This is a genomic window from Roseiconus nitratireducens, assembly GCF_008629675.1.
GTDB lineage: Bacteria > Planctomycetota > Planctomycetia > Pirellulales > Pirellulaceae > Stieleria > Stieleria nitratireducens.
In genome coordinates this window covers 1-14,923 of record NZ_VWOX01000019.1, presented here as the reverse complement: position 1 = coordinate 14,923, position 14,923 = coordinate 1, and the positions used below count along the sequence as shown (strand labels likewise).

At 60.2% G+C, this 14,923-nt stretch carries 11 protein-coding genes; 4 read left to right on the top strand and 7 right to left on the bottom strand.

Annotation, left to right across the window (positions count from 1 at the left end; genetic code table 11):
• Nucleotides 1-9 precede the first annotated feature (9 nt).
• The 7 genes from FYK55_RS24070 to FYK55_RS29265 form a co-directional block, all read right to left on the bottom strand.
• The gene (locus FYK55_RS24070; RefSeq protein ID WP_161604722.1) at nt 10-1,911 is read right to left on the bottom strand and encodes a sodium:solute symporter family transporter; all 1,902 of its coding nucleotides are present in this window, start codon (nt 1,909-1,911) and stop codon (nt 10-12) included.
• Nucleotides 1,901-2,323, bottom strand: a complete 423-nt coding sequence (locus FYK55_RS24065; RefSeq protein ID WP_150079183.1) for a YhdT family protein — start codon at nt 2,321-2,323, stop codon at nt 1,901-1,903. The genes FYK55_RS24070 and FYK55_RS24065 overlap by 11 nt, the downstream gene beginning before the upstream one ends.
• 15 nt (nt 2,324-2,338) lie before the next feature.
• Nucleotides 2,339-3,409, bottom strand: a complete 1,071-nt coding sequence (locus FYK55_RS24060) for a dipeptidase (protein WP_150079182.1) — start codon at nt 3,407-3,409, stop codon at nt 2,339-2,341.
• Between the two features lie 153 nt (nt 3,410-3,562).
• Nucleotides 3,563-5,977: an efflux RND transporter permease subunit gene (locus FYK55_RS24055; protein WP_161604721.1), complete on the bottom strand. Its 2,415-nt coding sequence runs from the start codon at nt 5,975-5,977 to the stop codon at nt 3,563-3,565.
• Between the two features lie 14 nt (nt 5,978-5,991).
• Nucleotides 5,992-6,822, bottom strand: a complete 831-nt coding sequence (locus FYK55_RS24050; RefSeq protein ID WP_150079180.1) for a methyltransferase family protein — start codon at nt 6,820-6,822, stop codon at nt 5,992-5,994.
• A 13-nt stretch (nt 6,823-6,835) separates the two neighbouring features.
• Complete coding sequence (locus FYK55_RS24045; RefSeq protein ID WP_150079179.1) at nt 6,836-7,675, bottom strand: methyltransferase domain-containing protein; 840 nt, start codon at nt 7,673-7,675, stop codon at nt 6,836-6,838.
• 71 nt (nt 7,676-7,746) lie between these two features.
• Nucleotides 7,747-8,388 carry a YceI family protein gene (locus FYK55_RS29265; protein ID WP_161604720.1) on the bottom strand — a complete coding sequence of 214 codons (642 nt, stop codon included), beginning with the start codon at nt 8,386-8,388 and terminating at the stop codon, nt 7,747-7,749.
• Between the two features lie 673 nt (nt 8,389-9,061).
• Between FYK55_RS29265 and FYK55_RS24035 the strand changes: the two genes are divergently transcribed.
• The 4 genes from FYK55_RS24035 (at nt 9,062) to FYK55_RS24020 (ending at nt 14,830) form a co-directional block, all read left to right on the top strand.
• Nucleotides 9,062-10,666 (top strand): TolC family protein, encoded by a 1,605-nt coding sequence (locus FYK55_RS24035; RefSeq protein ID WP_150079177.1) that lies wholly within the window; start codon nt 9,062-9,064, stop codon nt 10,664-10,666.
• A 179-nt stretch (nt 10,667-10,845) separates the two neighbouring features.
• On the top strand, nt 10,846-11,643 hold the full coding sequence (locus FYK55_RS24030; RefSeq protein WP_150079176.1) for an alpha/beta hydrolase: 798 nt from the start codon (nt 10,846-10,848) through the stop codon (nt 11,641-11,643).
• Nucleotides 11,644-12,105: 462 nt separating this feature from the next.
• Entirely contained in the window at nt 12,106-13,443 is a 1,338-nt protein-coding gene (locus FYK55_RS24025; protein WP_161604719.1) for a sensor histidine kinase, read from the top strand.
• Nucleotides 13,415-14,830 carry a sigma-54-dependent transcriptional regulator gene (locus tag FYK55_RS24020; RefSeq protein WP_235908940.1) on the top strand — a complete coding sequence of 472 codons (1,416 nt, stop codon included), beginning with the start codon at nt 13,415-13,417 and terminating at the stop codon, nt 14,828-14,830. Before FYK55_RS24025 ends, FYK55_RS24020 begins: the two co-directional genes overlap by 29 nt.
• Nucleotides 14,831-14,923 lie beyond the last annotated feature (93 nt).

Here is a 14,923-nt window from a genome sequence, read left to right as displayed (position 1 = left end):
CCCCGGCCGTCACGCCTGGTTCGGAAAGAATCGATCGGTCCTCAGAGGATTGGTGCGGCCGAGCAGCGAGACGCCGATCGCAGCGATGAAAGACGCTGCCAGATCCCACAAGAACGGGTTAAGTCCCAAGAATTCATAGGCGCGAAACTGCCCGGCCGCGATGTAGCCCCAGCAGGTGAGACCGAGATGCATGAGCGTTCCACCCAGCATCCCGGCAATCGTTCCAGAAGATGTCATCCGCGACCAATAGAGCGTCAGCACCATGGGGACCAGAAAGCAGGCCGCCAAACCGCCGCTGGCGAAAACGATCAAGTCTTGCAGGTACGTCGGAGGATTGACGACCATCAACACGGCGATCACGCCGACCACCAGCGTCACCGCGTAGCTCAGTCGTTTCAGGGTTCGTTCGGGCGCCCCCGGGTGGATGTGTTGCTGATAGATGTCGCGAACGACCGAAGAAGAAAGCAGCAGCAAAAAACTGTCGACGCTGGACATCACGGCGGCGAAGGGAGCCGCGACCAACAGACCCGCCATCCAAGGCACTCCGGCATTGGCGGTCAGCCTTGTCGCCAGGTCGGGCATGGTGCGGTCCGGGTCGATCTCCATGCCGGGAAGCAGAACGCGGCCACAGCAAAAGATCACCACCAACGACAGATAGATCACCGCGTAATAGACCGACACGGTAACGATGGAGACGCGGAGTGTTCGACTGCTCTTGAACGCCATCAACCGGACCATGTTCGCCGGTTGGCCCGTCGCGCCGAACGGCCAGAAAATGAAAAAGCTGATGGCCGTTCCGATCGCCAAGAACCCAAACTCACCGGTCACACTCGGACCCGGGTTCGTCAGGTACACTCCCGCCTGGCCGGCTCCCGACGCGTAAGGCGTTCGTTCTTGAATCGAGAGTGAAAGAGCGATTCCGAAGTCGCGTTCCAGCTCGCCGATCACGTCATCCGAACGTAGCTTGTCATTCTCTTCGGGCGTCGTGATGATCAGGACGGGAACGTTTGCGGCCGAGGCGCGACCGCGAGGAATCACCGTCAACTTTGCCAACCGAAACGCGGTTCCGGATTGTTTGATCCAGGTCCCTTTGGGCAACACGATCTCCTCCGCTGCCGGCGGATCCGATCGCACGGTGGCCTGACCATGTTCCGGCGGCGTCATGCGAGCCATCTGACGCGTCGCGCTCTCGAGCCCTCCGATCTGCCGGAGCGCGAGCACCAGCATCAACACCACGCCGACAAACATCACGATGCCCTGCATCACGTCCGTCCACACCACGGCTCGAAATCCGCCATAGACGACGTAAACGATCACCGCGACGGAAAACACGACAAGGCACACCAGGTAGTCGCCGGAGGCCTGATTGATCCAAGGGAGGTTGGTGCTGATTCGCGACACGCCGGCGGACAAGGATTGAAACGCCGGTTCATCAGCCAGCAGGACGCTCAAGATCTTTCCACCGGCTTTGAATTGGGCCAACAAGTAGAAAAACATGAACAGCACCAGCAGGGCCGTCGCGACCAACCCCACCTGCTTGCTTCCGTAGCGTGCACCCAGGATTTCTGGAATGGTGACCGCATCGCAATGACGCGCGACCTGGTTGATTCGTTTGCCGATCAGCCCCATCGAAAGGAGAGGCAGGACCATGAAGCCGGAGATCCAAAACGCCAGCGACCAGCCGTGGGTGTAGATCAAGGCGGGAAACCCCATGAAGCTGCCGCCGGACGCGTTGGTGGCCGCGAAAGTCAGCGCAAATGCCCACACGCCAAATCCGCGACTGCCCAAAAAATATTCCCCGACAAACTCCTTTCCCCGGGCGTAGCGGTTGGAGAGGACCGCTAGGGCAAAGACGGCGATCGTGTAGATCACAAAGGCGATCAAGGCGGAATTGGATGCTTCATGCATCATCGGACTCCCCTTGCCGTAGTGTTTCGGATCGGCGGTCCGTCGCCGCGGCCTCTTCCAACGGATCATCCAGCGGGTCGTCTGCGATCAAGACCAGTGCGTAGATGCACGAGGCGACGGTCGCAAAGCCCCACGGAAGAAATACGCCCCACAACACCCACGCCGGCATGCCCCATCGAATCGCAGTCGCGGCGCCCTCGTTGTGGTAGCCCTGCGTGCCGCAGTATCCCACGACCCACAGGAAACACACGGCCCAGATCACCAGCATTCCGATCCCTTCACGTCGAGCATGCCGGAGCAGGCTGCCCGTCGTCTCCATCGGTGGTCGATCCGCCGGAGATTGATCCGCCGGAGATTGATCCGCCGGAGATTGATCCGCCGGTGGTTTTGATTGGTGGTCTTCGGAGGCTTCCATTGCGGTTTCGTTTTCTCAATCCACCCAGGCACGTTCGAGAGCCTCGACGAAATTGCGGTGACAGATCCGTTCCAGGTCTTCGTCGGTGTACCCGCGATTGCGCAGGATCGAAATGAAGCGTGTGAGATCCGCAATGCTTTTCAAATCGTGAGGCGTCTGCTCGGTTCCATATCCGCCATCCAGATCGGTTCCGATACCCGTGTGCCGAACCGAGCCGAGCAATTGGCAGACGTGGTCGACGTGGTCGGCGAGAGAATTCAGGTCCGCTCCGGGCCGATTTTGGTGATTTGACACACCGCGTTGCCAATTCGGAACAATCATCCAGACGTCACAGGCGACCCCGATCACGGCGTCTCTTGCCGCCAGGGCCTTGATCTGCCGATCGCTCAGTTGCCTGGGATCATCGACCAACGCCCGGCAGTTATGGTGGCTCGCCCACACGGGACCCTCAAATGCGTCCAACGCCTCCCAGAAAGTGGGTTCGCAAAGGTGGGTCACGTCCAGAATCACCCCCAACTGGTCCATCTCCGCGAGCAGCGACCGACCGAGTGATGACAGCGGACCGCTTTGGTCATGTCCGAGTGCGTACCGCCCGACTCCGTAGTGGGCCGGGCCGAGGGCGCGCAGACCATGCTCGTAGGAATCCTGCAGATCGCCGATCGTGCGGAGTGAATCAGCGCCCTCCAAACTGAGCACGTATCCGATTGGCGTAGAATCTGGATCCGCGTCCCACTGGGACAGATGGTTCCGCAGTTGAGCTCGGTTTCGAATCTGACGCAGTTCGCCAGCCTGTTCCATCGCCTGGTACCAAGCCAACTGGCCGCGGGTCATGGCCCAAGCCTGCTCCGGCGAATTCCAACCGCCACCGGCGGCAGCCGGCTTCATGCAACCGGCAAGTTGGGTTGCGACGCAAATGCCGACGCCCGCTTTTCGCATCTCCGGAAAGCATACCGTCGCCCGCTGACGTCCCCCAAGGTCCTCCATCCCCATCTCTTCGCGGCGAAGGTGGTTCAGTGACTGCCTGAGATCCCGGTTGTACGTGATCGCATTGAGGCTGAGGTCCAAATGGGCGTCGAAGACCAGCATGCGGCGGGCGGGAGGTGGCGGGGAGCGGAGTTTCAGGCGAGCGGAAAGTGTAACGCATTCGTCCCGTCGCTACCGAGCCTTCGAAAGCCCCGTCCGTGACCCGTTCGAACTCAAATCAACCCGTCCGGGACGGAAAACCGCACCGGTTCGAAATCAGATCGGTTGGCGAGGCAAGGTTTCTGAAGCAGCGCGAGGTTCCGTCCGCCGCCGCGGACGTTTCAACTCCCTTGGACGCAGCATCTCACGATCGTCTCCATCCACGCGTCGTTCGGTCGTTTCCTGCGGATTCGGACTCAGAAGGCCCGCAGGCTCCACACGCGATGGCTCCACTTGCAGATCGCTTTTGGTCGCGGACGGCCGGACCGCCAGAAAGACCTGACCGAGGGGGCTGAGCAGCATGGCGGGCAGAATCAACAAGTCTCCCACCAGGGCCGCCAACAGCAGCGCGACCATCATCCACGCGAACCGTGCCGTTGGCACAAAGTCACTCAATCCGAAGATCCCCAATCCAGCGCTGCAGATCAATGTTGTTTGAATCATCGCCACGGCGCAGTGACGGTAAGTCGTCAGGATCGCTTGCCGACGATCCGCTCCCCGGTCGACCTCACGCGTGAAGCAGGTCAGGAAATGCAACGTGTCGTCCACGGCGATCCCCATCGCGACGCTGGCCGTCATGATCGACCCGATATCCAGCGGCTGTCCCACCCAGCCCAGCATTCCGAACAGCGTGAGGGCGGGAAAGACGTTCGGAATCATCGCCAGCAGACCACTTAGAATTCCCGCTTGAACCAGTGTCATCACCAAGGCAATCAACAAGAACGCGGTCAGAAAACTGTCAAACAGATCGTCCAACAGTTGAGACTGGATTTCATGGACCAGCGGCATCAATCCGCAGAGTCGCACCTGCACCCCATCTGCGGAAGCGGGCGACAGACGATCGGTTGCCATCGAACGTCGCAGGTCCGATAGCACCGCTCCGTAGTCCAGATCGCCCAGCGCGCTGACGTGTGCGGTCGTTCTCCAGTGCTGGGCCGATTCGGATGCCACCAGGTAATGATTCTTTTGCGCTGAAGGTTGGATCCGATTCCACAGGGCGGTCGCTGTGAAGGGATCCAAATCGGCGGGAAGTTCGGGAACAAAGTCCAGACAAGAGGTGACGGATTGAACGCAGGAGTTGGACCGCATTGCGTGTTGACTGCGACGCAGGACTTCCAGCCGCTCCCCCGCATCCAGCCGGCAATTTTGATCGAATGTGACGACGGCTTCGATAGGAACCAAGGCCCCGACGTGCTGTTCCAGCCAGGCGTAGTCTGCAAGCAATCGGCTTTCTTTTCCAAACAGCGTTTCGATGCGGACCGACGCGTTCAACCGAGTGACACCGACGGCGAGCGTGAGGATCAATAGCCCGGAAAACAGGCAGATGGCGGTCGCGTGTTTCTGTTGCCAGTCAAGCAACCGACTCCAATGCTCGCTGTCGCCGGCAGACTTCGAAACCGGGTTCCCAGCGATCGAGGATCGTTGCAGCAACGCCGGCAACAGGATCAAGACCGCCGCCAGGGTCACGCCCACACCCAACGCCGCGTACAGCCCAAAATCGCGAACGGCCGCCAGCCCGCTGATGGTCAGCGACGCCAGCCCGATGGCCGTGGTTGCCGAGGAAAGCAGGCAGGGTAGCCAACCGAGCTCCACCGCGCGTCGCGCCGCTGACTCCTTTCCGGTTTCCCTTGCCGCTTGAAAAAAGTAGTTGACAAGATGGATCCCTCCGGCGATCGCCAAAACCTGAATCAGCGGAGGCAGGACAATCAGCAGCGCCGTCATTTGTCCGCCCGTGTGATGCACGAGGGCCAGCGCAATGACCTGGCTGATGCAGGCGATTCCATAAACCATCAACGCAGCTTGTAGTGAATCCAGACAAAGCACACAGACGCAAAAGATCAGCAGGGACGACAGCGGCGCGAAGCGGCGCATCGTGGTGTCGCTGGCCTGATCGACCGCGTAACCGTCCATGATCGGGCCGGCCAAATGCTGGCTTCCGTAGTCGGCGCCGCCGTAGCGGACCGCCGCGGCACGAATGCGTGGAACCAAAGCGTCTCGCTGCTGCAGTCCCAGCGCGTTGAACGCGATCACGACGCAGGTTTGACCGTTCGGTCCCAGCAACGACCCCGCAAGCCGCGACTTAGCCTGTTCCGGCGTCAACGAAAGCGGCGGCTGTAGCAATCCGGCGTAGGACTCCTTTCCGGAGACGACCCGATGAAACATGGGCACGCCGTGGTCACAAAAAGCCGGTGACTGTCGCAGAAACTGAACAAAGTGGTCAACCTTTGGTTCGGTCAACGTGCATTCAGGCCAACTGATCACGACGACATCGGCTGCACCAAATTGCTCGCTGAAGCGATCGTAGTCGCGTCGCGGTGCAAAGTCGGCGTCAACCCAATCCAGAGGCGAGTTCGCACCCGTTTGCAAAGCACCGATCGCGCCCATCGCGATCCAGGGACCGAGAAACAACAGGTACGCCAACACCAGCGAGAACCGTTTTCCGGAACGAGCCGTGCCGGCGTGATCGTTCACGCTGCCCGGACGATTCACGCGACCGCCCGTTCAGGTTCCACCTTTCGTTCCGTCGCCGCCGACGGGCGCGCCGCAACGTTGCCGGAAACATCTTTACGGCGTCCCAACGGTCCACGCGTCAGCAGCGGGTACCCCGGAACGCGACGCTGGTAATCGCGATAGGCTTCACCGACAAAGTATTCCAGTCGCCGATCTTTGAGAAAGCTTCCGTAAAAGATGTAGCCGGTCCAGATCGCTGTCAGGACCGCGTGATCAATCGACATTCGCGGCGTGAACCACACCAACCCCAGGAAGCTGAGGTAAACCGGGTGACGGATCAATTGGTAGGCGCCACGCGGTTTGAACTCTCGCCGCGGAGGTTTCTGCTTTTTGAGCCAGTAATAAAACGGTGTCCAACCGTTCTGATAGCCCAAGCCGGTCAGAGCCAGGGAGTAGAACAAGGCAGCCCAGCAACCGTAGAAGCAGACTCGAATCAGCGATTCGGCCCAACCGGTTGCCGACCACAGCAGCGATTCGCTGGACCGCCAGCAGAAAAACAGGACCAGCAGGCTCAGACAGGTGACCACGCAAAACAGGCTGTCGTAGAACGGCTGCGGGATCCACCGGGTCAGATGTTTGCGGGTCTGTGGGACCAGCATCACGCTGTGTGCGAGGGCAAAGATGACCGCCAAGCCGCCGTCGACCAACAGCCAATCGCCGGTACGGGTCCCGATCGAGCCGTCACGCAGAAACCAGAACAGATACCATACCGTGACCAGGAACAGTCCCTGGGTGGCAAAGCCGAAGGTGATGCCGGCGATCCGGCCGGTGACGTCGTGCCAGCGTGAAGAGTTGGTTGCATCCATGCGTCTGGGAATCCTAGTTGAGGGGCTTTTCGGCGACGATCGCACCGTACTCCATCGCGCCGCTGCGGTAGGCCCCCAGCAACGCGTCGAATCCGTCGATGAAATCTACCTGTTCACGGTCCAGGACCTTGGCCAAATGCCGCACCCCGGTCCGTTGCACGCGCCGCTTGCAGATTTCCCAGGTTCGAGTGACACGATCGGTCCAGTCCACGTTGTGCGTGACACGCAAACCACTTTCCGTGATCCATCCGGCGTAGTCTTCCCGCGTCGCCAGTGAGGGACAGACAAATCGCTGGCACACCTCTTCACACTGGGCGCGATGTCCCGTCACGGTCGGATCGCTCCCTTCGAACCACACGCAAATCGCGAGCCGTCCGCCGGGTCGGATCCACGAAGCGGACCGTTCAAAGAAACGAGGCTTGTCAAACAGGTGCTCGGTGCACTCGACACTCCACAGCACGTCGAACTTTTCCGCATCAAAGTCCACCGACTCGGCGTCGGCGGCAAGGAATCGAGTTCGGCCGCCAACACCTTTGATCCTGGCGGCCGCCGTTGCCCAGCGGCGCTGGACCGGGCTGAGCGTGACCCCCGTGACGTCACATCCGCGAAGCTTCGCCAAACGGATGGCCGAACCGCCCATGCCGCAGCCGATGTCGACGATCGAATCCTGGCCGGAAATCCTGGCCATGTCGGCAAGCGTATCGGTTAGATGGCATTGGGCGTCGTAAGCGGATTCATTTCCCTGCCAAAGCCCGTGGTGAATGTGGGGTCCCCATAGCAAACGGTAGAACACCGTTCCCAATTGGTAGTGACTTCGGATGGAAGCCTTTTGGACGTCGGAGATCGCGATCATGGTTTGTTTAGCTGCCGTTGAGATTCATTCGCACACGGTTTGGCGCAACACGGATTCTATGTCGGCCCCATTCATTGCCGGACGGGAATGTCCGCGGATGCCACGTGATGGGTGGGCGCGACATACAGATCACCGTAGATTCGAAGTGCATCGGCAACTCCGATCGCACCGAAAGCCTTGGAGTACGGCGTGATGCCGAAAGCCGTCTGGCGGATGGTGAAATTGCCGCGGACGTGCAACCAGCCGCGGGTCTGTTCAATTTCCGCAGTGATGGTCAAAGGACGCGTCTTGCCGTGCAGCGTGAATTCGCCTTTCAACTGATAGGTCGGCAAGCCGCTGGGGCCTGATTGCCCGGTCGGCAGCGCGGAAGCGACCTCGTAGCGTGCCGTCGGATAGCGAGCGACGTCAAGGACCGCGGCACCGCGCATGTTCTGGTTGACCGAGCGACGGGTCCCTTCGTCAGTGGTGGAGGCAAGACCGACGTAGCGTCGTGCCGCTGCGGTGTCGGCATCGAAGGACGTCATGTCAAACACAAGTCGGCCGGCATCTTTGTCTGCGCCCAACACCAAGGTGCTTTGCAACAGTCTGGCTTCCACACCGTGCTGGTGTCCCAAGCCAGTCTTGTCAACAAACACGTACACACGACTGGCTTCCAACTGCACGTCGGCCGGCTTGTACCGCGATGGCTGGCCCTCCCCGGTACTTGTCGCCACAGCCTCCTGAGAAAGACCCGGCGAGCAAACGAGCAAGCAGATCGCCGTCGCGATTCCAAAACCGCTCACTCTGAGCGGTCGCTGATGACGCGGCTGGCCAGGGACAAAAATCAAGCGTGACAACATGAGAGACTCCGTTCTTGCAGATGATCCGTCGTGGAGATAGCGCGGTGCCCGTGCGGTCGTCGCCTCGGGACGACCGAGCATCGCGATCAATCGGTCGCACACGCAAACGTTGTACCGACCGATCGCTCGCTGTGGCGAAATGCTAAAAAGGTAGTATTTCCTGGCCGGTGCCCAATGTACGCGGAATCCAGCGTCGTTGTGAAGCTGGATGTCTGGATAGAAGCTGTCCACGGTCGGGACAATCTCTTGCGCTTGGCTCAAGCAGCCCACCGGGACTCTGTGCAAGCCGTCGACGCGAACATGCAACGAATTGCAGGGTGATGTGCGGCGCGAGGTCAAGCCTGAGAACGTTTACGGGTCGCATCGGTTGTTCGCCAAAAAACCGATCGAGATGTGGTTCGTCCGCCGTGTTGGGCTCAGGATCGGAGCGGTTGCGCCGACAAACCTCGATAAGGCACTCGCAACGGACGTGACGGTGATTCGAGGGGTGCGGTCGGTGGCCGCTCATCCCCGCCTCACGTGGTAAAGGCCTCACGCCGGGGATGATATGAAACGCGTCGCTTTCTGTTTAACGATTCTGTCACCAATGCTCGCCGTCGGATGTGCCCATTTGGCACACCGCGGTCAAAACCCGCCTGCCGAGTCAGCCGACAAGGTTGCCGCGAACGAGGTGTCGGCTGCGCCGTCTGCCGAACCGCCAACCGCGTCCCCAACGAAATCGCTAGAGCCCAATGACCTGAGCGAACTGGTTCAGACGGTGGCGTTGGAGACCGAGCTGGATGATCCGATCGAGTCCCCCGCGTCCCCCAACGATCGCGGAGACGCCAACCGGCTTTGGTCGGTCGATGTGGAAGCGGCGCCCTTCCCCTCGTTCGAAATCGCCGACGGAAGCGATTTGAATTCCGATCTGCCTTCGACGGAAGTCCCGTTCGACGGTACGACCTACAGCTTGGAGGAGTTGGAGCAACTCGCGCTAGGCAACAATCCGTCCATCGCCGCGGCAAACGCAACCTCCCGCAAGGCTGCCGGGCTACGATACCAAGTCGGGCGAAAGCCCAATCCGATCCTGGGCTATTTCGGTCAGCAGTTGGCCGACGAGAACACCGATCAACACGGTGTGTTTGTCGAACAAGAGTTCGTCCGTGGGAACAAGTTGGAGCTCAACCGCCAGGTTCTGGCGCACACGACCAATGCCCAGAATTGGGAAATCGAAACGCAACGCTACCGCGTGTTGACCGACATTCGCGTGCTGTTTTTCGAGGCCATCGCGGCGCAGCAGAAGCTTGTTGCCACCGAAAACTTCGCCACGATTGCCGAACGGGGTGTCCGAGTCGCCGAGGACCGCCGCAACGCGGAAGAGGGAACGCTGGTCGAGTCACTGCAAGCGAAAACCCAGCTGGCCGAAGTTCGTTTGGCAGCCGAGCAAACCGAAGCGGCCTACCGTGGGGCGTGGAAAGATCTGGCCGCGGTCGCCGGTTTGTCAGTCACCGGACCGGTCCGCCTGACCGGTGACCCGGAAGTTCCCAGCCAGGCGCCGGACTGGCAGCAGGCCTACGCGGAGATCACCGCAACCAGTCCCGAGCTGAACGTTGCGGAGGCGATTGTGTGCGAAAAACGCGCGATGCTGAAACGTCAGCAGGTCCAAATGATTCCCAATGTGACGGGGCAATTCGGTGCCGGATACGACCGCAGCACCGATTCGGGCATGATCAATGTTCAGGTGGGAGCACCAATTCCCGTTCACAACCAGAACCGCGGAAACATCAGCGCCGCGTACGCCGACTACACACGGGCCCTCGAAAACGTCGAGCGGATCGAGTTGGCGATCCAATCACGGTTGGCGGTCGCGGCGCGAGACTTTGAATCAGCACTCGCTGCGGTCAACAAGTACGAACAGGAAATCATCCCCCAGGCTACGCAGGCGTTGGAACTTTCCGACCAGGCGTACCGTGCCGGTGAACTTGAGTTCTTGCAAGTTCTGGTGCTTCGGCGCGCCTACTACGAATCGCGGATCCGGTTGATCGAAGCTCGTAAGAACCTGGCCCAAGCGGCGGCACGCGTCGAGGGATTGGTACTGACCGGCGGACTGGAAATGCCAGGGGACTTTACCGAAAGCGACGGCATTCGGGGCCAGTCGTTCGGCGGGCAATAGGGCAGCTGCCAGCGAACGGGATTGAGAGAGAGGCCCGGGCGGCCCGCGCCGCCCAGTGCCCTACGGCCGCCGAGCCAGCGGGCAACCTTTTCGTGAAACCGAATCGGACGGTCCCACTTGTCCAGCTAGGATGGTGCGAATCGAGCAACGCGACGATCCAAGTTTGAAGAGCTTTCCCGGTGACCGCCCGCACCCTTAGCCAATTGATTCGACACCCGGTGGTGTTCCTGCACGGCTGGTGGGGTGGGCCGTGGGTGTGGGACCCGTGGTTTCAATATTTCCAGTCGCTGGGCGTCACGTGCCAGGCATTGGACCTTCACGGCGGCGAGCGTCCGACCTTTGATCAGCAGTTGGCTCAGGTCTTCGCGACCGTGGATCACCTGCAATCTCCGGTGTTAATCGGACACAGCGCGGGCGGCCTGCTGGCGCAGAAAGTCGCCGAGCAGCGGAACCTGGCCGCCGTCGTGTTGCTCGCCTCCGCTCCACCACGCGGGGTGCTTTCGTTGCGGAGTTGGCCACTGTTCAAGTCAGCGGCCCGGCACACATGGACCATCGTCTCTGGTCGCCCGTTTCTGCCGCCGCGACGAGAGATGTATCGAATGAATTTGAATCAACTGGATCCAGACCAGCAGCAGGCGGATTACGATCGCATGGTACCCACATCCGGTCACGAAGTTTTTCGCGTCGCCGTCTGGGGAGTCCCGGTCGATGCCGCTCGCGTGCACACACCGATGCTGGTCATCAACGGCAGTGAAGATCGACTGACCGTACCGTCGCTGGCCGCTTCCATCGCCCGCCGCTACAACGCTGCCTATCGCCAATACGATGGGAATGCCCACTATTTGATGCGTGAATCAAATTGGCGAGATATCGCCGCCGACACCGCGCTCTGGTTGGATCAACACTGCGTGGCCGAGCAATCAGTGACCGCTGGTCCGAATTGTGACGGGACGGATCACGTCACGGATCCATCCTGATCCGATCGGAGCAGCCTGACAGGATCCTTTGCGAAGTGAGATCGACTCGGCACGGGCGCGAAGATTGTCCATCTCCTTGGACAGATTCTGACCAGACGAACCACCGTGCGTTGCCGTCGCTGGTGCGAATCCGGGCCCGCCCGGATGTCTGGAGAGAGCGGAAAGGGCTTTCCAGGCGTTTCGGACTCCCTTCATTCGCATCGGTGCCGCTGGCACGGCGGTTGCGAACACACTCTCGAGGCATCCTTTGGTCGCTCGGTCCGGGCACCGAAAGCATGTCGGGTAGGTGAGCGTTCGACGGCAGTTCGACGCCCCAAATGTTGATTCCGCCTGGGTGCATGGGTGAGGCGCGAAATGCCGGATCCGGTGTTAAACTACGACTCAAGTCCGATCTTTCGCCGACACAGGTCCGCCGCAGCGCTGCCCGATTCCGGCTCCCCGTTTCTGCACCAATGGGTGGGTATGCCCAGCCGAGTCACCGCCGTCACCACGCTGTTGCGTTCCCCGCTGCGAATCTTGAGCGTGGTGTTATTGTTGGTTTTCGCCGCCGAAGTCGCGGTGATGTTTGTGCTGCCGCATATCATGCCTGAGAGTTACGGGGAGGCTTGGAAAGCGATCCTGGATGCGGTCTTGTTGACCCTGGTTTGTGCTCCAGCACTGTGGTGGGTATTAATTGCGCCGCTGCGGCGGGTCGCGATCCAGGAGCATCAGCGATCGCAAACGATTGTTGCCAATGCCAGTGAGGGGATTGTGACGTTTGATTCCGACGGCACCGTGATTTCCGGGAACCGGGCAGCGTTGGAGCTGTTCCAAATGGATGCCCTGGAATTGATTGGCAAGACCGTTCGTTTGGCGATTCCCAATCTTCCGCTGTCGTTTTCCGAGTTGCCCGGCGAGTTCCGACTGGACGCCGTCCGGCCAAACGGCAGCCGCTTTCCAGTCCAGGTGTCCGTCAGTGAGTATCCCTCGGAGACCCAGGAGTTGCGGATCGCAATCATTCGCGATTTGACCGACACCCAACGGGCGGAAGAGGAGCGATTGCTGATGGCCCGACAAACCGAGGCGTTGCGGGCTCAGCAAATGGCGACGTTGGCCCAACTGGCAACCGGAGTGGCACATGAAATCCGCAATCCGCTGACATCGATCAAGATGCTGATCCAGGTCAACCGATCCAAATTTGCCGAAGAAGGCCTGCCCACGGACGACTTGGAACTGGTCGAACATGAGATCCGGCGAATGGAACAGTCGGTCAACAGCCTGCTTGACTACGCCCGACCGGAGCAGGGTGAGTTCACCAAGTTCGCGTTTCAAGACACGCTTCGAAAAGCGGTGCAACTGATCGAGGGCCGATGCGAGTCTCAAAAGGTCCGGCTCTCGGTCGACGTGCCTTCGACCCCCTTGCTTGTTGAGGGTGACGCGTCGCAAATCCAGCAACTGCTGCTGAATTTGACGCTCAATGCCCTGGACGCCATGCCTGGGGGAGGCGAATTGCGGATCGTGGCTGATCGGGCTGAAGGAAAAGTCCAGATCAAGGTGCTCGATACCGGAGCCGGAATCGATCCAACCGTCCTGGGCAAGCTGTTTTCCCCGTTCGTGACGACCAAGCCGAACGGGGTCGGTCTGGGCTTAGGCATTTGTCGCCGGATTGCCGAATCGCACCGCGGGGAACTGATCGGCGTGAACCGGATTCCGCACGGGGCCGAGTTTCGGCTGACCCTGCCCTGCCAGAACGCCAGCCTTGACCACGCCAACCAATCGCAGGACAGCGAAGATGATGCAAAAGTTGCTAGTCATCGATGACGAAGCCTCCATTTTGAAAGCCTTCGAGCGTGCGTTCACCAGCGAGACGACCACGGTGCTGACGGCCAAGAACGCGGCCGAGGGCGAGCAGGTGTTCGCGACCCAACGTCCCGACGTCGTCGTCATCGATCTCAGCCTGCCTGATGCGTCTGGCTTGGAATGCTTCAAAAGGCTGCGAGAAATCGACTCTCTGGTCCCGGTCATCTTCATCACCGGACACGGGACGGTTGAGTCGGCGATTGAGGCGACCAAGCTGGGCGCGTACGACTACCTGTTCAAGCCACTGGAATTGGACGAGATCCGCCAATTGTTGGACAAGGCGTTCAATCTGAGCCGCATGGTACGTGTCCAGCCGGTTTTGGCCGACGAGGAAGACACCGTCGCCGATGCCATTGTCGGTCGCTGCCGGGCGATGAAGGAAGTGTACAAGGCCATCGGCAGAGTCGCGTCGCAGAATCTGACCGTGTTGTTGTTGGGAGAGAGTGGGACCGGGAAGGAAGTCGTCGCGCAGGCGATTTATCACCACAGCGAACGTTCGGGGAAACCGTTTCAAGCCATCAACTGCGCCGCGATCCCGGACGCCTTGCTGGAAAGTGAAATCTTCGGCCACGAGAAAGGTGCCTTCACCGATGCCCATCGCCAACGCATCGGCAAGCTGGAACAGGCCGACGGAGGGACACTGTTCTTGGACGAAATCGGCGACATGTCGCCGATGACTCAAGCGAAGCTGCTGCGAGTGCTTCAAGATCAGACGTTCGAACGCGTCGGCGGCAACACGCCCATCACCGTGGATGTCCGGATCATTGCGGCGACCAATCACGACCTCCAAAAACTGGTTTCCGAAGGCCTGTTTCGCAGCGACCTGTATTTTCGATTGAGTGTTGTCACGATTCACCTGCCCCCGTTACGGGAGCGAGAGAACGATTTGAAGGTTTTGGCCGAGTACTTTTTGCGCAAGTACAGCAACGAGTTCGGGAAAGACATTCGGACCCTCGCGCCAGAGACGTTGGCCATGCTGGAACAGTATCCTTGGCCGGGAAATGTTCGCGAGCTGGAGAGCGTCATGAAACAGTCGCTGCTGACGGCCCGCGGCAATGTATTATTGCCGGAGTTCGTGCCACCGCTGTCCGACACTCGGGAATCCGCTTCCGGACGGACAGACGACGAGTTGCTTTCGCCTGCATTCATCGCCGAACGCTTGCAGTCCGGAACCGACAACCTGTACGCCGAAGCCATCGCGTCGACCGAACGTCAGCTGTTTCGCCAAGTGTTGCAGCATACACACGGCAACCAGTTGAAGGCGGCTTCGATCCTGGGGATCTCACGCGTGACGCTGCGCAGCAAACTGAAGTCGTTGAAGATCGATCCGACCGTCTTCGCCAGTTGAACGACGGGCCCCGCTCCTTGGGCCGCGAGGCACTGTCTAAAATCCTGTCGCTACGCTCGCCAGAGCGAGATGTTCCGCCGTCTGGCGACGGCA

Bases quoted from the DNA above. Each gene is read 5' to 3' on its own strand.
- FYK55_RS24070 (WP_161604722.1), bottom strand. From the start codon at position 1,911: ATGATGCATGAAGCATCCAATTCCGCCTTGATCGCCTTTGTGATCTAC.
- FYK55_RS24020 (WP_235908940.1), top strand. From the start codon at position 13,415: ATGATGCAAAAGTTGCTAGTCATCGATGACGAAGCCTCCATTTTGAAA.
- FYK55_RS24050 (WP_150079180.1), bottom strand. From the start codon at position 6,822: ATGGATGCAACCAACTCTTCACGCTGGCACGACGTCACCGGCCGGATC.
- FYK55_RS24035 (WP_150079177.1), top strand. From the start codon at position 9,062: ATGAAACGCGTCGCTTTCTGTTTAACGATTCTGTCACCAATGCTCGCC.
- FYK55_RS24045 (WP_150079179.1), bottom strand. From the start codon at position 7,675: ATGATCGCGATCTCCGACGTCCAAAAGGCTTCCATCCGAAGTCACTAC.
- FYK55_RS24025 (WP_161604719.1), top strand. From the start codon at position 12,106: ATGCCCAGCCGAGTCACCGCCGTCACCACGCTGTTGCGTTCCCCGCTG.
- FYK55_RS24060 (WP_150079182.1), bottom strand. From the start codon at position 3,409: ATGCTGGTCTTCGACGCCCATTTGGACCTCAGCCTCAATGCGATCACG.
- FYK55_RS24065 (WP_150079183.1), bottom strand. From the start codon at position 2,323: ATGGAAGCCTCCGAAGACCACCAATCAAAACCACCGGCGGATCAATCT.